The following is a 22,720-nucleotide window of genomic DNA, read 5'->3' as shown; positions in this document are numbered from 1 at the left end:
GTCTTAGGTAAGGGTTAAGGCGATTTTTCTCAGGATTTGGATTATCATACCTGTCATTTATCTTTGCGCCTATCGACGACGCAAGTAAACGGCCGGATTTAACACTAGCGCAACGCAGATGAGTAATATAGTCTCTGACCGTTTGCCGGACATGACGCCTCTGATGACGGAACACCAAAACCGCGTATGAAAAAAAGTTTCCCAACACTGCTGGCCACACTGATTTGGACGGCACTCTACAGCCAGCACGCTCTGGCTGACCTTGCTGAGCAATGCATGCTTGGCGTTCCTGTTTATGATAAACCGCTGGTCAGCGGCGATCCCAACAGCCTGCCCGTCACCATTCACGCCGATGACTCCCGCGCGGACTATCCGAAAAGTGCGCTGTTCACCGGTAACGTGAATATTGAACAAGGCAACAGCACCCTGACCGCCAAACAGGTGGAACTGAACCAGACGCAAAATCCGGGGCAGACCGATCCGGTGCGCACCGTGACCGCTACCGGTGACGTGCACTACAGCGACAATCAGATCAAGCTGAAAGGCCCGAAAGCCTGGTCGAACCTGAACAACAAAGATACCGACGTCTATGAGGGTGACTACCAGATGGTAGGCCGTCAGGGGCGTGGCGATGCCGACAAGATGAAGATGCGCGGCGCCAACCGTTATACCATTTTGGAAAACGGCACCTTTACCTCCTGTCTGCCCGGCGACGACAGCTGGAGCGTGGTCGGTACCGAAGTGATCCACGACCGCGAAGAGCAGGTGGCGGAAATCTGGAACGCCCGCTTTAAAATTGGCGGCGTGCCGGTGTTCTACAGCCCGTACCTGCAATTGCCGGTCGGTGATAAACGTCGCTCCGGTTTCCTGATCCCGAACGCAAAATATGGCAGCAGCAATGGCTTTGAATTTATGCTGCCGTATTACTGGAACATTGCGCCGAACTTCGACGCCACCATCACACCGCACTACATGTCCCGACGCGGCCTGCAGTTGCAGAACGAATTCCGCTATCTGGTGCAGCCGGGCCTGGGCCTGATGGAGTTCGACTGGTTGCCGAACGATAAGGAATACAGCAAGGACAACCCTGACGACAGTAAACGTTGGTTGTTCTACTGGAATCACAATGGGGTGATGGACCAGGTGTGGCGCTTCAATGTCGACTACACCAAGGTCAGCGATTCCAAATACTTTACCGATCTGGACTCCAAATACGGCTCTACCACCGACGGTTATGCGACGCAGAAATTCAGCCTCGGCTACGCCATCGATAACTGGGACGCGACGTTAAGCTCCAAGCAGTTCCAGATCTACGACGATACTGACCGCAGCCGTTCTGACTCTTATAAAGTTCAGCCACAGCTGGACCTGAACTACTATAAAGACGATCTCGGCCCGTTCGATTTCCGCATCTACGGCCAGGCGGCCAAGTTCATCAGCGTCAACCCATACAGCCCGGACGCCACTCGTCTGCATATGGAACCGACGCTGAGCCTGCCGCTGACCAACGGCTGGGGCAGTCTGAACACCGAGGCCAAACTGCTGGCGACCCACTATCAGCAGGATATTCCTGACGGTTTTGCCGCCAACTACAAGAGCCGTACCGGTAACAATGCGCCAGGTCTTGAAGACTCGGTCAACCGCGTGTTGCCGCAGTTCAAGGTCGACGGCAAGATGGTGTTCGACCGTCCAATGGACTGGTCCGAAGGCTATACCCAGACCCTGGAACCGCGCATGCAGTACCTGTATGTGCCGTATCGCGACCAGAGCAACATCTACACCTACGACACCACGCTGCTGCAAACCGACTACTCCGGTCTGTTCCGTGACCGTACTTACAGCGGCCTGGATCGCATCGCTTCACAGAACCGTGTTTCAACCGGTTTGACCACGCGAATTTATGATGACGCTCTGGTTGAACGTTTTAACGCTTCCGTGGGTCAAATCTACTACTTCAGCCGTTCCCGTACCGGTGACCAAACCACGGGTTACGATAACAATGATGATACCGGCAGCCTGGCCTGGGCCGGTGACACCTATTGGAAGATTGACGATCGTTGGGGCCTGCGTGGCGGCCTGCAGTATGACACGCGCCTTAATAGCGTTTCATTGGGCAACGGCGTACTGGAATACCGTCAGGATTCTGAACGCGTCCTGCAGTTGAACTACCGTTACGCCACGCCGGAGTATATTGAAACGGCACTGAACACCACGCAGGTTCCGGCCTATCAGGACGGTATTTCGCAGGTGGGCGTCACCGGCAGTTGGCCAATCGCCGATCGTTGGGCCGTCGTTGGGGCTTATTACTACGACACCCGTGCCAAGCAGTCCGCCGATCAGTTGCTCGGTGTTAAGTACAACACCTGCTGCTGGGCAGTGACCTTGGGCTATGAGCGTAAGATCACCGACTGGAATGGCAGCAACAATACCAGCGTTTATGACAACAAAGTTTCGTTCAACGTCGAACTGCGTGGCCTGAGCAGCGATCACAGTCTGGGCTCCGCAGAAATGTTGCGTGGCGGCATCCTGCCTTACCAGCGTGCATTTTGATGCTTTGTAACACTTTGAAAACGAGAACTTTAACCCGCATTTGCGGATTACATAATGGGAAATGTATGAAGAACTGGAGAACGCTTATTCTCGGATTGGTGGTTTGTGCCAATACCGCGTTCGCAGCACCCCAAGAAGTGGATAAAGTCGCCGCCGTCGTGGATAACGGCGTGGTCCTTGAGAGCGACGTAAGCACCCTGTTGCAGTCGGTAAAACTCAATGCACAGCAGGCCGGCCAGCAATTGCCGGATGACAAAACGCTTCGTCACCAGATCCTTGAGCGTCTGATTATGGATAACATCCAGCTGCAGATGGCCAAGAAAATGGGGATCAACGTTTCTGACGCCGATCTGGACAAAGCCATCGGCAACATCGCCGCACAGAACAAAATGAGCATCGATCAGATGCGCAGCCGTCTGGCGTATGAAGGCCTGAACTACAACACCTACCGTTCGCAGATCCGCAAGGAAATGCTGATTTCTGAGGTGCGTAACAATGAAGTGCGCCGCCGCGTCACTATCCTGCCGCAGGAAGTGGACTCACTGGCCGCTCAGGTTGGCGCCCAGAACGGCAGCGATACCGAAATGAACATCAGCCACATCCTGATCCCGCTGCCGGAAAACCCGTCGCAGGCGCAGGTAGACGACGCGGAAGCGCTGGCAAAAAAACTGATGGGTGAAATCAACGGCGGCGCCGACTTCGGCAAGCTGGCAATCTCCTACTCTGCCGACTCCCAGGCGCTGAAAGGCGGCAACATGGGCTGGGGCAAACTGCAGGAGATCCCGACCCTGTTCGCCGAAAGACTGGTTAACGCCAAAAAAGGCGATGTGGTTGGGCCAATCCGCTCCGGCGTCGGCTTCCACATCCTGAAAGTGAATGATATCCGTGGGGCCAACCAGTCGGTGTCTGTTACCGAGGTTCACGCTCGTCACATTCTGCTGAAACCTTCTGTGGTGCTGACTGACGATCAGGCACGTGCCAAGTTGCAAGAGGTGGCCGAAGCCATCAAGAGCGGCCGCGCCAAGTTTGCTGACGAAGCAAAACAGCTTTCTCAGGATCCAGGTTCTGCATTGCAGGGCGGCGATCTGGGCTGGGCTTCTCCAGACATCTACGATCCGGCCTTCCGTGACGCGTTGATGAAGCTGAGTAAAGGCGAAGTCAGCCAACCGGTGCATTCTTCCTTCGGCTGGCACCTGATTCAGTTGCTGGATACGCGTCAGGTAGACAAAACCGATGCGGCGCAGAAAGATCGCGCTTACCGCATGCTGTTCAACCGCAAGTTTGCTGAAGAAGCGCAGACCTGGATGCAGGAACAACGTGCTCAGGCCTACGTGAAGATCCTTGACGGTAATGCACAACAATAATCGCATCGTAATCACCCCCGGCGAGCCTGCCGGGGTTGGGCCGGATTTGGTGGCAGCGCTGGCGCAACAGGATTGGCCTGTTGAACTGGTGGTGTGCGCGGATCCGGCCTTGTTGCTTGAACGCGCCCGGCAGTTAGACCTGCCGCTGCAACTGCGCACCTATCAGCCACAGCAACCTGCTCAGCCGCAGCGGGCGGGTACCTTGACGGTGTTGCCGGTCGCTACCGCTCATCCGGTAGTAGCGGGTGAGTTGAACGTAGGTAACAGTGCCTACGTGGTAGAAACCTTGGCGCGTGCCTGTGACGGTTGTCTGAACGGTGAATTCGCCGCGCTGATCACCGGCCCGGTGAACAAGGGCGTCATCAACGACGCCGGCGTGCCGTTCATTGGCCATACCGAATTCTTTGCCGATCGCAGCGGTTGCGATCGCGTGGTGATGATGTTGGCGACCGAAGAGCTGCGCGTGGCGCTAGCGACCACCCACCTGCCCTTACTGGCGGTGCCTGGCGCTATCACCCGGCAAAGCCTGCATGAAGTCATCCGCATTCTCGACCACGACCTGAAAACCAAATTTGGCCTCGCCCAACCGCAGATCTACGTCTGTGGCTTGAACCCGCATGCCGGGGAAGGCGGCCATATGGGACGTGAAGAGATAGATACCATCATCCCGGCGCTCGACGCGCTGCGTGCTGAAGGTATCACTCTGATCGGCCCACTGCCGGCAGACACCCTGTTCCAGCCCAAGTATCTGCAACATGCCGATGCGGTGCTGGCGATGTATCACGATCAGGGTCTGCCGGTGCTAAAATACCAAGGGTTCGGCCGGGCGGTAAATATTACCCTCGGTTTGCCTTTTATCCGTACCTCGGTCGACCACGGTACCGCTTTGGAACTGGCCGGCACCGGCACCGCCGATGCAGGCAGTTTTAAAACGGCCTTGAATCTCGCCATTAAAATGATAATTAATTGTAATGAATAATAAAGTCCACCAAGGGCACTTTGCCCGCAAACGCTTTGGACAGAACTTTTTAACCGATCAGTTTGTCATCGACAGCATTGTCTCCGCCATTCACCCGATGCCGGGTGAAGCGGTGGTTGAAATCGGTCCCGGCCTGGGCGCACTGACCGAGCCGGTCGGCGCACGCATGGATCGCATGACGGTGATTGAGCTGGACCGCGATTTGGCGGCCCGCCTGGCGAACCACCCACAGCTGAAAGACAAACTGACCATTCACCAGCAAGATGCCATGACGGTGAACTTTGCCGAAATGGCCGAACAGGCTGGCCAGCCGCTGCGCGTGTTTGGTAACCTGCCGTATAACATTTCGACGCCGCTGATGTTCCACCTTTTCAGCTATACTCAGGCCATTCGCGACATGCACTTTATGTTGCAGAAAGAAGTGGTTAACCGCCTGGTTGCCGGCCCGAACAGCAAGGCCTACGGGCGTTTGACCGTAATGGCGCAGTACTACTGCAACGTTATTCCGGTGCTGGAAGTGCCACCGACCTCCTTCACCCCGGCACCGAAAGTGGATTCCGCCGTGGTACGTCTGGTGCCACACCTGGTGAACCCGAACCCGGTAGGCGACGTGCGGATGCTGAGCCGTATCACCACTCAGGCGTTCAACCAACGCCGGAAAACCGTCCGTAACAGCCTGGGCGACCTGTTCACCCCAGAGCAACTGACGGAGTTGGGTATCGATCCGATACTGAGAGCAGAGAATATTTCTGTGGCGCAATACTGTAAGCTGGCCAACTGGCTTTCAGCCAATCCCGCGCCGCAGCAATAAGGAGTAGTGGTCATGATTGATTCGCCCCGCGTATGTATTCAGGTACAAAGTGTCTATGTGGAATCACAGTCGATACCTGAGGAAGAACGTTACGTCTTCGCTTATACCATCACCATCCGCAATTTGGGGCGTTTCAATGTGCAACTGCTGGGCCGCTACTGGCTGATCACCAACAGCAATGGCCGTCAGACCGAAGTTCAGGGCGAAGGCGTCGTCGGCGAACAGCCGCTTATCCCGCCCGGTGGAGAATTCCAATACACCAGCGGCGCGATCCTTGAAACGCCATTGGGTACCATGGAAGGCCATTACGAAATGGTTGATCATCAGGGTCAGCCGTTCCAGACCGCTATTCCGGTGTTCCGCTTAGCTATCCCAACGCTGATTCACTAATTATGTCGACATATCTTATCGGCGACGTTCATGGCTGTTTTGATGAACTGAAATCGCTATTGGCCCAGGTGGCTTTCGATCCTCAGCAAGACCAGCTGTGGCTGACCGGCGATCTGGTCGCCCGCGGCCCTGGTTCACTGGATGTATTGCGCTACGTGCGTTCACTCGGCCCTGCGGTACGCATGGTGTTGGGCAACCACGACCTGCACCTGCTGGCGGTCTACGCCGGTATCAGCCGCAACAAGCCCAAAGACCGCATCACCCCGCTGTTGGAAGCCCCGGACGCCGACGAGTTGATCAACTGGCTGCGCCGCCAACCGGTATTGCAGGTAGATGAACAACTCAAGCTGGTGATGGCACATGCCGGTATCACGCCGCAGTGGGACATTGAAACCGCGCAACTGTGCGCCCGTGAAGTGGAAGCGGTACTGAGCAGCGACAGCTACCCACTGTTCCTCGATGCCATGTACGGCGATATGCCGAACAACTGGAGCCCGGAGCTGAGTGGGCTGGCGCGCTTGCGTTTCAGCACCAATGCCCTGACGCGCATGCGTTACTGCTTCCCGAATGGCCAGCTCGACATGATCTGCAAAGATGCGCCAGGCACCGCGCCTGCGCCGCTCAAACCCTGGTTTGAGTTGCCACGATTGGTCGATGCCGATTACACCATTATCTTTGGTCACTGGGCATCACTGGAAGGCAGAGGTACACCGGCAGGCGTTATTGGCCTCGATACCGGCTGCTGCTGGGGAGGCGATCTGACCATGCTGCGCTGGGAAGACCAACAGTACTTTACCCAACCTGCCAATCGCCGGGATTTGCTGGACGGCGTGCACCAACAGGCCGCGTCATAATCAAGCCGGGGCGGTCAATACCGCCCCGCTGTTTTCTTCTTAAGCCCCAATCACTCCACCGTCTTCACGCGTAATCATCAATACTGACGAGCGCGGACGCGGACTATTGTTCGGGAAATGAGAGTCTCCTTCTTCCCCCGGATGCTGAACGTTGACGAACATCGTCTTGTAATCCGGCGTGAAGGTAATCCCGGTCAGCTCACACGACTTTGGCCCAACCATAAAGCGGCGGATCTCGCCACTGAGTGGATCGCCCACCAGCATCTGGTTGTTCCCCTGCCCGGCATAATCGCCCTTGTTACTGTATTTACCGTCGGTGAGGATCCACAGGCGACCGGACTTATCAAAGCCCAACCCGTCCGGGCTGTTAAAGGTATTGTCTGCCGTGATATTTGGCGTACCGCGGTTCACCCCTTCCGGATGCGCAATCGGGTTGCCGCACAGCGCATAAATATCCCAGGTGAATGACGCCGCCGTAGCATCGCCGCCCTCATCCCAACGGATAATCTGGCCATAGACATTGTTCGGGCGCGGGTTAGCCGCGTTCAATGGCATGCCTTCTTCGCCGCGCTTGCTGTTGTTGGTCAGTGTGCAGTAGGCACGACCATCATGCGGGTTGACCGCGATCCATTCCGGACGGTCCATTTTGGTGGCGCCCACCTGTGCCGCGGCCTTGCGGGCGAAGATCAACACTTCGGCCTCATCACGGAAACCGTTTTCCGGCGTCAGGCCATTTTTGCCGAACTCCAGGGCAATCCAGCGGCCGGTGCCTTTCAACGGCGTACCGCCGGCATCACCGTCAAACTGCGCCACATACAGCGTGCCTTCGTCCAGCAAACTACGGTTATTGGCCGGGTTAGCCACGTCCACCACACCTTTGGAAACGTATTTGTAAATGTGCTCACCGCGCTCATCGTCACCCATGTAAACCACCAGGCGACCATCCTTGGCAACGGTTACCGCGGCATTTTCATGTTTGAATCGGCCCAGCGCCGTATGTTTGATTGGCGTCGAAGTTGGATTCATCGGGTCGATTTCGACGATCCAGCCATGGCGGTTAAATTCATTCGGATTCTTCGCGACGTCAAAACGCTCGTCGTAATCCGGCCAATTGCGCTCCGGTTCGCTGACTTTTAGCGTATAGCGCTTTTGATCCGCCGTGGTCTTATAGTCGGCCTGATGGGTGCCGAAATAGGTATCGAAGTTCTCTTCGCAGGTCAGATAAGTCCCCCAGGGCGTTTTACCGTTGGCACAGTTGCCGAAGGTGCCCAGGACCTTGCGCCCGGTCGGATCGGCTGCCGTTTGCAGCAATGCATGACCGGCGGCCGGGCCGCTGAACTGCATTTCGGTGTTGGCCGTAATACGACGGTTATAGCGCGACGGACGCTCTACTTCCCAACGCTGGCTGTCACCGGCGCGCTTCACTGCCACGATAGAAACACCGTGCGCGGCCTGCGATTTACGCACATCTTCCAGACTGGTGGCTTTGCTGCCGCCATGGGCAAACAGATACTGCTCGTTAACATATTCATTGTTGATGGCCATCACGCCGTGATTATCATCAATCGGGAAGAAGCTCATACCATCGTTGTTGTCGCCGAACTGTTTTTCCTGGTCGGCGGCACTGTTGTTCCCCTGTGGATCAAAAGCGGCAGCGCCCTCTACCAGCGGCTCGCCCCAGGAGATCAGCACCTCGGCGCGGTACCCCGGTGCAATCACCACCTCATCGGCCGTGGAGGCCGCAATGCCTTTGAAACCCAGCAGCTTGTTCGGCGGTAAATCCTCGGCCAGTGCTTCGGCGGAAACCGTCCAGATGCCGCCGCCGAGGAAACCGGCCAGGCCTACGGCTCCGGCGCTGCCCAGCAGCAGTTTACGACGGGTGGGATCGGTCAGGCGGTCGGCATCTAATGGCTCAATTTTGCTCGTCATTGCATTGCTTCCTTTTTTAAATGGCGCCGCAGTCAAGATTCACCAGAGTTGCCGGGCGCTCAGAGTTGGGCTTCATACTAATCAGGAAGTGTGACGAAAATGTTACAATCAGAAGTCGGCGGAGGTTTGCCGCAGAAACGACAAAGGGCGCAATCTCTTGCGCCCTCAGGAAGATACAACTAACGCCCGGGAATTAACGGTGTTCTAAAATCTCGAAGCAATAGCTGTGAGAATTCACTTCGTCAGCATCGTGGAACTCGCTGAACGACGTTTCCCATTCATCCGGCTCATAGTCAGGGAAATGGGCGTCGCCACCGACTTCGGCATCGATATGCGTCAGATACATGCGATTGGCGCGCGCCAGGAATTGGCTGTAGATACGCCCACCGCCGATCACCATCACTTCTTCCACATCCCCGGCAGCGGCCAGCGCTTCGTCGATAGACGTGGCCCAGGTCACCCCGGCATCGGTGCCGGCGCGGCTGCTTAACACGATGTTATGGCGGCCCGGTAATGGACGACCAATCGACTCGAAAGTTTTACGGCCCATAATCACCGGTTTATTCAGCGTGTTACGTTTAAACCACGCTAAGTCCGCCGGCAGGTGCCACGGCATGGCGTTTTCCATGCCAATAACGCGATCCGCCGCCAAGGCAGCGATCAGGCTGATAATCATTGTTAAACCCTGTGTAGGCAGCAAAATTGCTCACACTATACGTAAAGCCCCAACTGCCGTCGATAGGCTAATCAAGCAATATGAATATATAAGATAGCTCTTATCAGTATATCTAATAATCAATTTTACCGGCTTGGTCACGCTTAAACGCCAGGGCGTTTCCGGTACAGCCACAACCCGGGTAACGACAGCCCGATCGATAACGCGCCGACGATAAAACAGGCCTTGAGGAGGTTGCTCATCAGGGTGGCCATCAGCGCCTCGCTGTAACCCAAATGCGAAATTTCCACCACCGAGATCATCGCGGTATAGGCCGAAATGCCCGGGAACATCGGGATCACTGCCGCCACGGTAAACACCTTCGGGTGTGCCAGCAGCCAGCGCGACCAGTAAATGCCGATCATGCCGATCAAAATCGCCGCCAAAAACGTGGCCCATTCGATGTTCATTCCTGCGTGCATCATCAGCATGCGTGAACCGTGGCCTACTGCGCCAAGCAGCGCACAATAACGCAGCGCGCGCACCGGGACGTTGAATACCATGGCAAAACCCAACGCCGGTACCGCCGCCAGCAGCATGTCCTGCAGCAAAGCCCAAAGCAGATTCATGACCACCCCCGCAGATCCCACAGCGACATCGCCATCACCACGCCAATGCAGGTCGCCAGCGTCAGCAGGCTGGCCATCGCCCAACGCGCCAGCCCGGTATTGATGTGGCCTTTGAACATGTCCGCAACCGCGTTAATCAGCGGAAAGCCCGGCACCAGCAACAGCACGCTGGCAGCCATCGCTACGGTGGAGGTTTCGCTGAACATCGGCAGCCGCAGCAACAGGCCGGAAACCGAGGTGGCGACAAACGCCGTCAGGCAAAAGTTGATCAGTGGATTCATGTGGCGCGCGGTCAGCATTTGGCGCACGCTCATCGCCAGACCACTGGCGATAAAGGTCACGGCGAACGCCTTCTGATCGCCGCCGTTCAACACGCTAAAGCAGCCGCAGGACAGTGCCACCATCAGCACCACCAGCCAGCGCGGATAGCGCAGCGGGCGAATTTTCTCGAAGCGTCGGGCCACGTCGTGCGCGTCCGCCAGCCGGTGTTCCGCCAAAATAACGATATGCTGTACCTCGGTCACCATCTGCATATTGATGCCGCGATCGACGTTCTTGCGCGTCGTCGTCAGGCATTCGCCGTGACTGATTGTCGTCAGCACCACCGCATTGGCCGAGATAGAGCTTTCCACGCTGTCCATCCCCAGCGCCAGCCCCAAACGGGTCGATAACTGCTCCACCACCGTGCTTTCGGCGCCGTGCTGTAACAACAGCAAGGCACATTGAATACACAGACGAGTGATTTCACGCTGTTGCCGGTTCAGCTCCGGCGTTTCTGTCGGGGTTGCCTGATGCATTATGCTCCGTCACGTCCGTGAGTGAATATTCATCATAGTGCTACACATTACCTCATTGGGTTGATGCGTATCAGGGGAAGTGGCGTTATTATCAGCGCAATTAGGCCTTTTGTGCAGAGAGTCAAATCATGCTTGAAACTTCGCTGTTCGTTGCCGGTATTGCTACCCTGGGTATGCTGTCGCCCGGCCCGGATTTTTTCATGGTGATCAAGAATGCCGCCCGCTACCCGCGCCTGGCCGCCATGATGACCGCTTTCGGCGTGATCTGCGGCGTCGCGACCCATATGTCTTACTGCGTTGCCGGATTGGCGGTAGTGATCACCACCACCCCATGGCTGTTCAACGTGCTGAAATACGCCGGTGCGGTCTATCTGGTCTGGATTGGCATTCAGGCGCTGTTGTCACGCGGCGGTAGTAAAATGAACGTCAGTAATGTTCCACAGCAGCAGGTGAGTCTGAAAAGTGCCTTTGTGCAGGGCTATCTGTGTAATCTGCTCAATCCGAAGGCCACGCTGTTCTTCCTGGCGGTATTCACTCAGGTATTGCAGATCGACTCCGGGTTGGGTGAAAAACTGTGGTATGCGGGGATTATCCTTGGCCTGTCCGTCCTGTGGTGGCCGGTGCTGGTGTTCCTGATCCAAAGTGGCCCGGTGCGTCGCGGGCTGGAAAAGACCCAGAAGATAGTTGATAAATTGCTGGGCGGCATGTTGATTGCCCTGGGCATCAAAGTCGCACTGAGCTAACTCTTCTAGAATGGGGCGCAGCACCGTGCTGCGCCCATCGGGTTTACCCCTTGGCTTCCACTACCTCATCCTCTGGTGCCTTGCCGTCAATACTGCCACGCCAGCCACTCTGCTGTACCCGTGCCAACCGATTCTGATCCTGCTCGATAGCCGCACTGAGCATCTCTTTGGCCCGTTGCAGACCCGCGAGACGGAATTCGGTATCCTGATAATTCTCCAGCGTTTCCTCGAGCATTTTCAGGTTGTAGCGCCGGAAGGTATCCGCTTTTTCACGTGCCTCGTAAGCATCCAACCCCAACAGTTCCAGCGTTTCGCGACCGATGCGCAGCGAGCTTTCAAAGGTTTCACGCTCCGGACTTTCCACCCCTAACTGGCGCAACTGATACCAGTGGTCAACATCGCGTGCGCGCGCCACCACCTTCAGGTGTGGGAAATGCCGCTTGGCCAACTCAGTCAATTGCAGATTAGCCTCCACATCATCGATAGCATTGATCAGTACCTTGGCGTGCTCGGCGCCTGCGGCCTCCAGCAGATCGGCGCGGGTGGCATCACCATAAAACACCTTGGTATCGAATTTGCGCAGCGTTTCAATATGGTCCGGATCGTGATCCAGTACCACGGTATGCACACCATTGGCCAACAGCAAACGGCCGGCGATCTGGCCAAAACGACCAAATCCGGCAATGATCACACTGGCATTCTCATCATCGATTTCATCCGCCGGACGCTCGTCTTTCGGCGCGTTTTTCTCAATCCTTGCAGCCACCACCAGCAACAGCGGCGTCACCGCCATCGACAAGGCCACCGCCAGCGTCAGTGATTTGGCCCACTCCGGCGGCAACACCCCGGCCAGCTGCGCGGCCCCGAAGATCACGAAGGCAAACTCACTGCCCTGACCTAATAAAATGGCAAACATGCCGCGCTGGCGTTTCGGTACGCCGAGCCAGGGAGCAATCAACCACAACAGCGCCGCCTTGATCAGCATAAAGCCCAACAGCAGCGAGGCAATCAACAGCGGATGATGGAACAGGGTGCCGAAGTCGATCGACATGCCAACACCGATAAAGAACAGCCCGAGCAGTAGGCCCTTGAACGGCTGAATATCACTTTCCAATGCATGACGGTATTCGGAGCTCGCCAGCATCACCCCGGCAAGGAAAGCGCCCATGGCCATCGACAGCCCGGCCATTTCCAGCAGGATGCCAAAGCCAAACACCAGGAACAGCGCCACGGCGCTAAAGACTTCGCGCATGCCGGAGCGGGCGACAAAGTGCAGCAGTGGCCGGGTCACATAGCGGCCGAGCAGCACCACAATCACCAGCGCGCCGACGACCTTGGCCGCCGACAGGGCGAAGGTCGCTAACGTGGTGACGGCGCCGCTGCTGGCCAACAATGGGATCATCGCCACCAGCGGGATCGCCGCAATATCCTGGAATAACAAGGCCGCAAACGCGCTGCGACCAATCGGTGAGGGTGTCAGGTTACGTTCACTCATCGCCTGCATGGCAATGGCGGTGGAGGACAGAGCCAGCGTCAGGCCAATCAGCAATGCCACCTTCCAGTCCAGCCCGAGGAAATAACAAAAGGCGCTCAATGCCAACCCGCAGGCCGCCATCTGGATAATGCCGCCGCCAAACACCGAAGCACGCAGTGTCCACAGCCGTTTCGGATCCAGCTCCAGCCCGATGATAAACAGCATCAGCACCACGCCAATCTCGGCAAAGGTGAGGATCGACTCGGCATCAGAGACCAGTTTCAGCCCCCAGGGACCAATAATACAGCCGGCGATCAGATAACCCAGTACCGAGCCCAACCCCAGCCGCACCGCGATCGGCACGAACAGCGCGGCCGATCCCAGATAGATCAGCCCCTCAATCATCATATGGTGATTATCCATGCTCGACTCCCTGCTCCGCCGGTTCACTGTGTTCCATCAGGTAATCCACCAGCCGCCGCCGGTAGGCTTCTCCGGCGGCAATCAGCGCCGGTTCATTGCAGGTAAAAGTATTATGCACCGCAAAATACGGCTGCCAGTTCATCCCACAATACAGCGCCGTGGCCTGCAGCGGTTGCCCCAGGGCGGCAAAATTCGGGTAATCGCCCAGTTCGAAATGATGCTCATCGCCACCGCTGGTTACCGCCCACAGGACATCTTTGCCTACCAGGGCATCGCCTTCATGGCCGTAGGCCCAACCGTGCTCCAGCACTTTGTCGATCCACAGTTTCAGCAACGGCGGTTGGCTGTACCACTGCATCGGATGCTGCAGCACCACCAGGTCGGCACGCTCCAGCGCTTGCTGTTCGGCGTTGATGTCGATATTGAAATCGGGATACAGCTCATACAGCGAACGGACTTCCACCTCGGGAAGATCCTTGACCGCCTGCAACAGACGGTGGTTGGCATGAGAATGCCGAGGATAGGGGTGAGCGTAAATTATCAGGATCATGGTTGTCGTCGTTCCTTCGTTCCTTGCCAATATATCAAGCATATACCAATCACACAGAGTGACAGTTTGCTGAATGATTGATAGCGGAAATTTTTAACGCGAGACAACAAATTGGCTGAAGGAGATAAAAAAAGGGCGCTGCATTGAACTGCAGCGCCCCGATGTTACGGCCTGGAGAGATTACTTACCGATGCGTGCGTGCATCTCCTGCACCGAAGTGACCTGTTCAGTCGGGTCAGCCTTCAGCGCCATCGCGGTGGCGAAGCCGCCGTTCAGGGTAGTGTCGTAATGCACCTTGTACTGCAGCGCACTGCGGCGAATCAGCTTGGAGTCCTCAATCGCCTGACGACCGGCCGTGGTGTTTACGATGTAGGTGTACTCGCCATTCTTGATACGGTCCTGAATGTGCGGACGGCCTTCATGCACCTTGTTGACCAGGCGCGGGTTAATCCCCGCTTCGCCCAGCACCACGGCGGTCCCGTGGGTCGCATCCAGTTCAAAGCCCTGTTTCAGCAGGCTTGCCGCCAGATCCACCACCCGGGCTTTATCGCCTTCACGTACCGACAGCAGTGCACGGCCCTGTTTCTTCATGCCTGACTGGCTGCCGAGCATCGCCTTGGAGAAGGCTTCTGCGAAGGTGCGGCCAACGCCCATCACTTCCCCGGTAGAGCGCATTTCCGGCCCTAAAATCGGGTCGACGCCCGGGAACTTGTTGAACGGCAACACCACTTCTTTTACCGAGTAGTAAGGCGGGATAACTTCTTCCGTTACGCCCTGCTCGGCCAGCGTTTTGCCTGCCATCACGCGTGCCGCCACCTTGGCCAACTGGACGCCGGTTGCCTTGGAGACGAATGGCACGGTACGCGCGGCACGTGGGTTGACTTCAATCAGGTAGACTTCGTTGTTCTTCACCGCAAACTGCACGTTCATCAGACCACGAACCTGCAGCTCGAACGCCAGTTTCTCAACCTGCTGACGCATCACGTCCTGGATCTCTTTGCTCAGGGTGTAGGCCGGCAGTGAGCAAGCGGAGTCACCGGAATGCACGCCCGCCTGTTCGATGTGTTCCATGATGCCGCCAATCAGCACCCGCTCGCCGTCGCAAATCGCATCGACGTCGACTTCTACCGCGTCATCCAGGAAGCGGTCCAGCAGCACTGGCGCGTCGTTAGAGACGCTGACCGCGTTCTGGAAGTAACGGCGCAGGTCGATGTCGTCGTAGACGATTTCCATCGCGCGGCCGCCCAGTACGTAGGAAGGACGAACCACCAGCGGGTAACCGATACCGGCCGCTTTCTCTACCGCCTGTTCGATGGTGGCGACGGTGGCGTTGGCCGGCTGTTTCAGGCCAAGACGCTGTACCGCCTGTTGGAAACGCTCGCGGTCTTCCGCACGGTCAATCGCATCCGGGCTGGTACCGATAATCGGCACGCCTGCGGCTTCCAGCTCACGCGCCAGCTTCAGCGGGGTCTGACCACCGTACTGCACGATCACGCCTTTCGGCTTCTCGATACGCACGATTTCCAGCACGTCTTCCAGCGTGACCGGCTCGAAGTACAGACGGTCGGAGGTGTCGTAGTCGGTTGACACGGTTTCCGGGTTACAGTTGACCATAATGGTCTCGTAACCGTCTTCGCGCAGCGCCAGCGAGGCGTGTACGCAGCAGTAGTCGAACTCGATGCCCTGGCCGATACGGTTCGGACCACCGCCCAACACCATGATTTTCGGACGGTCGTTGGTCGGATTAGACTCGCACTCTTCTTCATAGGTGGAGTACATGTAAGCGGTGTCGGTGGCGAATTCCGCCGCGCAGGTATCCACACGCTTGTACACCGGGTGCAGCCCATAACCGTGGCGCAGCTTGCGGATTTCGCTTTCGGCAACGCCGGCCAGGGTAGCCAGACGCGCATCGGCGAAGCCTTTACGCTTCAGGGTGCGCAGGAATTCTTGCGTTAAACCGTTAATGCCGGTTTCGGCCACCTGCTCTTCCAGGCGCACCAGCTCCTCAATCTGCACCAGGAACCAGCGGTCGACGTTGGTCAGGTTGAATACGCCGTCCACCGACAGGCCGGCGCGGAAGGCATCGGCGATGTACCAGATGCGGTCAGAGCCGGCATCTTTCAGCTCGCGGCGAATTTTGGTCAGCGCTTCCGGGTCGTCCAGGCTCACTTTAGGGTCAAAACCGGTGGCGCCCACTTCCAGACCGCGCAGCGCTTTTTGCAGCGACTCTTGCTGGGTGCGGCCAATCGCCATCACTTCGCCGACGGATTTCATTTGGGTGGTCAGACGGTCGTTGGCGCCGGCAAATTTCTCGAAGTTGAAACGAGGAATTTTGGTTACCACGTAGTCGATGGACGGTTCAAACGAGGCCGGCGTACGGCCACCGGTGATATCGTTCATCAGTTCGTCGAGGGTGTAACCCACCGCCAGCTTGGCGGCGATTTTGGCAATCGGGAAGCCGGTGGCTTTCGATGCCAGCGCCGAAGAGCGGGACACGCGCGGGTTCATTTCGATAACGATCAGGCGGCCGGTTTTCGGGTTAACCGAGAACTGCACGTTGGAGCCGCCGGTTTCCACGCCGATTTCACGCAGCACCGCCATCGAGGCGTTACGCATGATTTGGTATTCTTTGTCGGTCAACGTCTGCGCCGGGGCCACGGTGATGGAGTCACCGGTATGGATGCCCATGGCGTCGAAGTTTTCAATCGAGCAGACGATGATGCAGTTATCATTCTTATCGCGCACCACCTCCATCTCGTACTCTTTCCAGCCAATCAGCGACTCGTCAATCAGCAACTCTTTGGTCGGTGACAAGTCCAGACCGCGTTCGCAGATCTCTTCGAACTCTTCGCGGTTATAGGCGATGCCGCCGCCGCTGCCGCCCATGGTAAAGGAAGGACGGATGATGCACGGGAAGCCAACGTCAGCGGCAACCGCCAGCGCTTCTTCCATATTGTGCGCGATACCGGAGCGCGCGGTGTCCAGGCCGATTTTTTTCATCGCCACGTCGAAACGGCGACGGTCTTCGGCTTTATCGATCGCGTCAGCGGTGGCGCCAATCATGGTCACGCCAAATTCGGCCAGCACGCCCTGACGTTCCAGCTCCAGCGCACAGTTCAGTGCGGTCTGGCCGCCCATGGTCGGCAGCACGGCATCCGGGCGCTCTTTTTCGATGATTTTGCGTACTACTTTCCAGTGAATCGGCTCGATGTAGGTCGCATCGGCCATTTCCGGGTCAGTCATGATGGTAGCCGGGTTGGAGTTCACCAAAATAACGCGGTAACCCTCTTCGCGCAGCGCTTTACACGCCTGAGCACCCGAGTAGTCGAACTCACACGCCTGGCCGATAACAATCGGGCCAGCGCCGAGGATCAGGATGCTTTTTATGTCTGTACGTTTTGGCATTTTTACTGCTCCTGATTATTTGGCGTTAGAACGGTAAGTCTCGATCAGTTCGATAAAGTGATCGAACAGCGGCGCGGCATCGTGTGGGCCCGGGCTGGCTTCCGGATGGCCCTGGAAGCTGAACGCCGCTTTGTCGGTGCGGTGAATGCCCTGCACCGTGTGGTCAAACAAGGATTTGTGCGTTACGCGCAGTTCCGCCGGCAGGTTATTTTCGTCCACGGCAAAACCATGGTTCTGCGCGGTGATCATGACGCAGTCCTTATCCAGGTCTTTTACCGGGTGGTTGCCGCCGTGGTGGCCGAGCTTCATCTTCACGGTTTTCGCGCCGCTGGCCAGTGCCAACAACTGGTGGCCGAGGCAGATGCCAAACACCGGAATGTCGGTTTCCAGGAACTGCTTGATGGCGGTGATGGCGTAATCACAAGGCTCCGGGTCACCCGGGCCGTTGGACAGGAAAATGCCGTCCGGAGCCATCTTCAACACTTCATCTGCCGGGGTCTGTGCCGGCACTACCGTCAGGCGGCAGCCGCGATCCACCAGCATACGCAGGATGTTGCGCTTGGCGCCGAAGTCATAAGCCACTACGTGGAATGGCAGCTCGGAGGCCGCTTTGGCTTCCGGCAGTTCGCCTTCAAGCCGCCAGCTGCCTTGCTGCCAGCTGTAAGCTTCCTGGGTGGTCACTTCTTTCGCCAGATCCATGCCTTTCAGGCCCGGGAAACCTTTGGCCTTGGCCAAGGCCAGGGCTGCATCCGGGGTATCGGCAGCAATGATGCAGCCGTTCTGTGCACCCTTCTCACGCAGCAGACGGGTCAGCTTGCGGGTATCAATATCGGCGATCGCCACGATGTTATGACGCTTCAGGTAGTCAGACAGGCCTTCTTCGTTGCGGTAGTTGCTGGCAATCAGTGGGAGGTCGCGAATGACAAGGCCTTGGGCGTGTACTGCGGAGGATTCTTCGTCAGCAGCATTGGTGCCGACATTGCCGATATGAGGATAAGTAAGAGTAACGATCTGGCGGGAGTAGGAAGGATCAGTGAGGATTTCTTGATAACCGGTCATCGACGTATTGAAGACCACTTCTCCTACTGCCGTACCCTCTGCCCCGATGGCCCGACCGTGGAATTGGGTTCCGTCTTCGAGAACCAATAGCGCTGACTTAATCAAAACACCCTCCAAGGAATAATCAATCACAATATTTGCATATTAATTCAGATATCGCGATCTAAATCAATGCAAAAACCGCCCTCAAGGTCAATTTTTGGCAAATTGGGCGCATTCTAATGATGAGAGCTCCGCTTGTCTACCCAAAGCGCCATTTTTTCTCTTATTTTTGCACTTCTCGACGTTTAATAGGGTTAGCAGCCATAAAAACACCGCTAAACTCGGGTTGGTAAACGGTTGCGGGGATGAATGACAAAAAAGCGCGATGATGAAGGCAAAATTCAGGGCAAAAAACATCACCATCAAGAGATCCCGGTTAAAAAACATATGAAAACACACAAAAACAGCCACTACAAAAATAAATAATCGCATAACTCATGTTTTATGTGTTAAAAAAAAGGACAATAAAATTATTGTCCATTAATCATAGCATTATGATCAATACAACCACATCACGATGGTATATAAATCAATTATAATTGGTCTAAATTGAGCACATCTCGCATATCAAACAGCCCTTTATCACGGTTATGCAACCATGATGCCGCCCGTACCGCCCCGCTGGCAAAAGTCATCCGGCTGGAGGCTTTATGGGTGATCTCAACCCGCTCGCCAATGTCGGCAAACATGGCGGTATGCTCACCCACGATATCGCCTGCACGAACAGTGGCAAAGCCAATGCTCTTCGGATCGCGTTCACCGGTATAACCTTCACGCGCATACACCGCGCACTCTTTAAGATCGCGCCCCAATGCGCCAGCGATAGCCTCACCCATTGCCAACGCCGTGCCCGAAGGGGCATCCACTTTATGGCGATGGTGCGCTTCAATAATCTCGATATCGGTATAGTCGCCCATCACCTTAGCGGCTTTTTCCAACAGTTTCAGCACCAGATTGACGCCGACGCTGAAGTTGGCGGCAAAGACGATCCCAATCTGCTGCCCGGCGGCACGGATGGCGTCTTTACCGGCGTCATCAAAGCCGGTAGTGCCAATCACCATGGCTTTTTTATGCTCGACGCAGAAAGCCAGATAGGCCAGGGTGCTTTCCGGGCGGGTGAAGTCGATCAGAATATCGAAATCATCGACCACCTTTTCCAGACTGTCGCTAACGGTCACACCCAGTGCGCCAACGCCCGCCAGTTCACCGGCGTCGGTACCGATCAGGCTTGAACCTGGCCGCGATATCGCTGCCCCCAGCACCACGCCCGGTGCCTGCTGTACCGCCTGGATCAATTGACGGCCCATACGGCCGCCGGAACCCGCAACCGCGATGCGGATTAATGAATCAGTCATACTTGCTCTCTTGTTGATTTGACGCCTATCCCATTAGGCTATCGGTTCAGGGTAACTGCCTCGCCCTATCACCGCCAGAGGATTCATTTCATAATTAGAAAATTATGATATCTCTCGTATTTCATCAGCAATGCTGTCAATGGGTTAACAATTGACCTAAAAGTGTCTGTTGCCGATTGTACATAATCATGCAATTTCAATGGCTAAACATCGCAGGAAAAAACCCTCATTTCATTCACTAAAACCGGCATGGGTACCACCAATCAGCCGCTTAGCTTAGTATATGGCGTAACTGCCGCTTTATTGCCTGAGAGCCACGGATGAAAACCGCACCCACGACCCTATCGGAAACCCTGACGCAAGATTTGGCACGCCGCATCATCAGAGGCGATTTGCCGCCCGGGCTGTCGTTGCCGGGGGAAAATGAGCTGGCACAGCAGTACGAGGTTTCACGTACCTCGGTACGCAATGCCTTGCAGGTGCTGGCCGCAAAAGGGCTGATTTCCATCCAGGCCAAGAAGCGCAGTACGGTTAACTCACGCCAGCAGTGGAGCTTTTTGGATACCGATGTTCTGGCCTGGCTGGCAGAAGACAGCCTCGATCCGTTGTTGATTGAACAGCTAATGGTCACTCGTTTGATCTTTGAACCCAATATCGCCGCGCTGGCGGCGGTTAATGCCACCGGTCATGATTTGGCGGCGCTCGAAGATGCCTGCAAGTTGATGGCGCAAGGGCAGCAACAAGCCAGCCGCGAACTGTTCGAACAGGGCGATATGGCATTTCATCTCGCTTTACTGGGGGCCAGCCATAACCCCTTTTTACATTCATTAGGCAGTGCGCTGTCCGCCGCAATGGCCCTCTCTTTTCAGCAAACGCTGGAAGAGGACGTACGCCTGGCCCAAAAAGCCGTAGAAGAACACCAACAGCTGCTGGAGGCTATTCGCTTCAAGCAGGTGGAAAATGCGCGCCAATGCATGCGTGTCATTCTGCTCAACGCGGCCAGAAAGAATAATTGGCATAAACAGCCGGAAATGTTCGCTCATATCCTCTAAAAACCCTCCTTTGCTGTAATTTCGATCAATCTCACAGTTCCCGAGTGCTTTTGGCTCTAGCATTCTTGTATTACAAGATTGATAGTTTTGTATTACCTGAATGAATAATAACTGAACGGCTTACTTCTGGGGCGGGCTTCACCGACAGTTCGGTGCCAGCGCTTTCCGCATAAAAATATAACGCATTGAATAAAAAGGTGTTGTTATGAAAAAAATCGCTGTTCCCGCCAAAACTAACCGGCAAACCCTGCAGGTTTGCTTTCTCGCCGCCTTAGCAGGGCTGCTGTTTGGCCTGGATATGGGGGTAATCGCCGGTGCATTGCCGTTCCTGGCCCACGAATTCAGCCTGTCCAGCCAACAGCAGGAAATCGTGGTCAGCATTATGATGCTCGGTGCCGCACTCGGGGCACTGGGCAGCGGGCCGATGTCTTCCCGCCTTGGCCGTAAAAAAAGCCTGTTGTTGAGCGCCGTGTTGTTTGTCGTCGGCTCTGTCGGTTGCGCCATTACCCTTAATCTCGAAGTGTTGGTTATTTCGCGCTTTATTCTGGGTTTAGCCGTCGGCGTAGCGTCGTTCACTGCACCACTGTACCTGTCGGAAATCGCCCCGGAACGAATTCGCGGCAGCATGATCTCGCTTTATCAATTGATGATTACTATCGGCATTCTGGCGGCCTTCCTGTCTGACACCGCCTTCAGCGCCGGAGGTCACTGGCGCTGGATGCTGGGTATTATCACATTCCCCGCCATCATCCTGTTTATTGGCGTGGTGACGCTGCCGGAAAGTCCGCGCTGGTTAGCCATGAAAGGCCGCAGCGAGCTGGCCTCAAAGGTGCTCATGCTGCTACGTAACTCGGATGATGAAGCCCGCGTGGAACTGGACCAAATCCGTGAAAGTCTGCAAATGAAGCAACGCGGCTGGCAACTGTTTCGCCACAATGCCAACTTCCGCCGTTCCACCTGTCTTGGCATCTTGCTGCAATTTATGCAGCAGTTCACCGGCATGACGATAATCATGTACTACGCACCGAAGATCTTTGAAATCGCCGGCTTCTCCACCACCAGCGAACAAATGTGGTGCACCGTGATCGCCGGGTTGACCAACGTGCTGGCTACCTTTATCGCTATCGCGCTGGTCGATCGTTGGGGACGCAAGCCAATGCTCAAGCTGGGTTTCGGTGTGATGGCCATTTGCATGGGCACCCTGGGTTATATGTTCCACACCGGCATCAGCAATCCAGCAGAACAATACGCAGCGGTTATGGTGCTGCTGATTTTCATCACCGGCTTTGCCATGAGTGCAGGCCCCTTGATTTGGGTATTGTGCTCCGAGATCCAGCCGCTGGCCGGACGCGATTTTGGCGTTACCTGCTCCACCATGGCCAACTGGATGGCCAATATGATCATCGGCGCTACCTTCCTGACACTGATCGACACCGTCGGCAGTGCCAGCACTTTCTGGCTTTACGCTGGGCTCAACCTGTTCTGTATCTTGCTGACGTTATGGCTGGTGCCAGAAACCAAGAATATCTCGCTTGAACACATCGAAAAAAACCTGATGAACGGTGTTGCCCTGCGCCACATCGGCAAATCACCGCAGCCGAAGGCTGATGTTCGCTCCTTGAATACGCCGGTATAACCCGACTAATAAATCTGAGGAAC

General features: G+C 56.1%; 17 protein-coding genes and 1 pseudogene. 9 read left to right on the top strand and 9 right to left on the bottom strand.

All coding sequences use genetic code 11. The annotated features are described in order from the left end of the window. Positions 1 to 186 precede the first annotated feature (186 nt). The 6 genes and pseudogenes from lptD to apaH all read left to right on the top strand — a co-directional run. Positions 187 to 2,550, top strand: a complete 2,364-nt coding sequence (gene lptD / locus ACSOSI_RS03320; protein ID WP_261277666.1) for an LPS assembly protein LptD — start codon at positions 187 to 189, stop codon at positions 2,548 to 2,550. A 65-nt stretch (positions 2,551 to 2,615) separates the two neighbouring features. Beyond that, on the top strand, positions 2,616 to 3,914 hold the full coding sequence (surA, locus tag ACSOSI_RS03315) for a peptidylprolyl isomerase SurA (RefSeq protein WP_012005177.1): 1,299 nt from the start codon (positions 2,616 to 2,618) through the stop codon (positions 3,912 to 3,914). After that, complete coding sequence (pdxA, locus tag ACSOSI_RS03310; protein WP_017891579.1) at positions 3,901 to 4,893, top strand: 4-hydroxythreonine-4-phosphate dehydrogenase PdxA; 993 nt, start codon at positions 3,901 to 3,903, stop codon at positions 4,891 to 4,893. The genes surA and pdxA overlap by 14 nt, the downstream gene beginning before the upstream one ends. Beyond that, entirely contained in the window at positions 4,886 to 5,704 is an 819-nt protein-coding gene (gene rsmA / locus ACSOSI_RS03305; RefSeq protein WP_012005175.1) for a 16S rRNA (adenine(1518)-N(6)/adenine(1519)-N(6))-dimethyltransferase RsmA, read from the top strand. Before pdxA ends, rsmA begins: the two co-directional genes overlap by 8 nt. 12 nt (positions 5,705 to 5,716) lie before the next feature. Further along, the gene (gene apaG, locus ACSOSI_RS03300) at positions 5,717 to 6,094 is read left to right on the top strand and encodes a Co2+/Mg2+ efflux protein ApaG (RefSeq protein WP_012005174.1); all 378 of its coding nucleotides are present in this window, start codon (positions 5,717 to 5,719) and stop codon (positions 6,092 to 6,094) included. Between the two features lie 2 nt (positions 6,095 to 6,096). Next, positions 6,097 to 6,900 (top strand): annotated as a pseudogene (gene apaH / locus ACSOSI_RS03295) (bis(5'-nucleosyl)-tetraphosphatase (symmetrical) ApaH); the annotation flags it as partial. An 87-nt stretch (positions 6,901 to 6,987) separates the two neighbouring features. Here the strand turns inward: apaH and ACSOSI_RS03290 are convergent. From ACSOSI_RS03290 to ACSOSI_RS03275, 4 genes are all read right to left on the bottom strand, one after another. Next, positions 6,988 to 8,877 carry a PhoX family protein gene (locus ACSOSI_RS03290; protein ID WP_012005172.1) on the bottom strand — a complete coding sequence of 630 codons (1,890 nt, stop codon included), beginning with the start codon at positions 8,875 to 8,877 and terminating at the stop codon, positions 6,988 to 6,990. A 193-nt stretch (positions 8,878 to 9,070) separates the two neighbouring features. Continuing rightward, complete coding sequence (gene folA / locus ACSOSI_RS03285; RefSeq protein WP_012005171.1) at positions 9,071 to 9,553, bottom strand: type 3 dihydrofolate reductase; 483 nt, start codon at positions 9,551 to 9,553, stop codon at positions 9,071 to 9,073. Between the two features lie 143 nt (positions 9,554 to 9,696). Further along, positions 9,697 to 10,161, bottom strand: coding sequence for a threonine/serine exporter (locus ACSOSI_RS03280; RefSeq protein ID WP_017891577.1), 465 nt, complete (start codon positions 10,159 to 10,161; stop codon positions 9,697 to 9,699). Continuing rightward, positions 10,158 to 10,958, bottom strand: a complete 801-nt coding sequence (locus tag ACSOSI_RS03275; protein WP_012005169.1) for a threonine/serine exporter family protein — start codon at positions 10,956 to 10,958, stop codon at positions 10,158 to 10,160. Before ACSOSI_RS03275 ends, ACSOSI_RS03280 begins: the two co-directional genes overlap by 4 nt. 128 nt (positions 10,959 to 11,086) lie before the next feature. Here ACSOSI_RS03275 and ACSOSI_RS03270 point away from each other — a divergent pair, with 128 nt between their 5' ends. After that, positions 11,087 to 11,701: a LysE family translocator gene (locus tag ACSOSI_RS03270; RefSeq protein WP_017891576.1), complete on the top strand. Its 615-nt coding sequence runs from the start codon at positions 11,087 to 11,089 to the stop codon at positions 11,699 to 11,701. Between the two features lie 43 nt (positions 11,702 to 11,744). Here ACSOSI_RS03270 and kefC read toward each other — a convergent pair whose 3' ends face one another. The 5 genes from kefC to dapB all read right to left on the bottom strand — a co-directional run bounded on the left by kefC (position 11,745) and on the right by dapB (position 20,009). Next, the gene (gene kefC / locus ACSOSI_RS03265; RefSeq protein ID WP_012005167.1) at positions 11,745 to 13,598 is read right to left on the bottom strand and encodes a glutathione-regulated potassium-efflux system protein KefC; all 1,854 of its coding nucleotides are present in this window, start codon (positions 13,596 to 13,598) and stop codon (positions 11,745 to 11,747) included. After that, positions 13,591 to 14,148, bottom strand: coding sequence for a glutathione-regulated potassium-efflux system oxidoreductase KefF (kefF, locus tag ACSOSI_RS03260; protein WP_261422240.1), 558 nt, complete (start codon positions 14,146 to 14,148; stop codon positions 13,591 to 13,593). The genes kefC and kefF overlap by 8 nt, the downstream gene beginning before the upstream one ends. Positions 14,149 to 14,328: 180 nt before the next feature. Then, positions 14,329 to 17,553 carry a carbamoyl-phosphate synthase large subunit gene (gene carB, locus ACSOSI_RS03255; RefSeq protein ID WP_012005165.1) on the bottom strand — a complete coding sequence of 1,075 codons (3,225 nt, stop codon included), beginning with the start codon at positions 17,551 to 17,553 and terminating at the stop codon, positions 14,329 to 14,331. Between the two features lie 15 nt (positions 17,554 to 17,568). Beyond that, the gene (gene carA / locus ACSOSI_RS03250) at positions 17,569 to 18,717 is read right to left on the bottom strand and encodes a glutamine-hydrolyzing carbamoyl-phosphate synthase small subunit (RefSeq protein WP_261138868.1); all 1,149 of its coding nucleotides are present in this window, start codon (positions 18,715 to 18,717) and stop codon (positions 17,569 to 17,571) included. Between the two features lie 470 nt (positions 18,718 to 19,187). Then, positions 19,188 to 20,009 carry a 4-hydroxy-tetrahydrodipicolinate reductase gene (gene dapB / locus ACSOSI_RS03245; RefSeq protein WP_476706544.1) on the bottom strand — a complete coding sequence of 274 codons (822 nt, stop codon included), beginning with the start codon at positions 20,007 to 20,009 and terminating at the stop codon, positions 19,188 to 19,190. A 320-nt stretch (positions 20,010 to 20,329) separates the two neighbouring features. Here dapB and ACSOSI_RS03240 point away from each other — a divergent pair, with 320 nt between their 5' ends. Continuing rightward, positions 20,330 to 21,061, top strand: a complete 732-nt coding sequence (locus ACSOSI_RS03240) for a FadR/GntR family transcriptional regulator (RefSeq protein WP_012005162.1) — start codon at positions 20,330 to 20,332, stop codon at positions 21,059 to 21,061. A gap of 205 nt (positions 21,062 to 21,266) precedes the next feature. After that, positions 21,267 to 22,697 (top strand): sugar porter family MFS transporter, encoded by a 1,431-nt coding sequence (locus ACSOSI_RS03235; RefSeq protein WP_476706543.1) that lies wholly within the window; start codon positions 21,267 to 21,269, stop codon positions 22,695 to 22,697. Positions 22,698 to 22,720: the final 23 nt, after the last annotated feature.

Source organism: Serratia sp. AR11 (assembly GCF_056376275.1).
The sequence above is the reverse complement of the archived record's forward strand: the minus strand, read 5'-3'. Positions and strand labels throughout refer to the sequence as shown.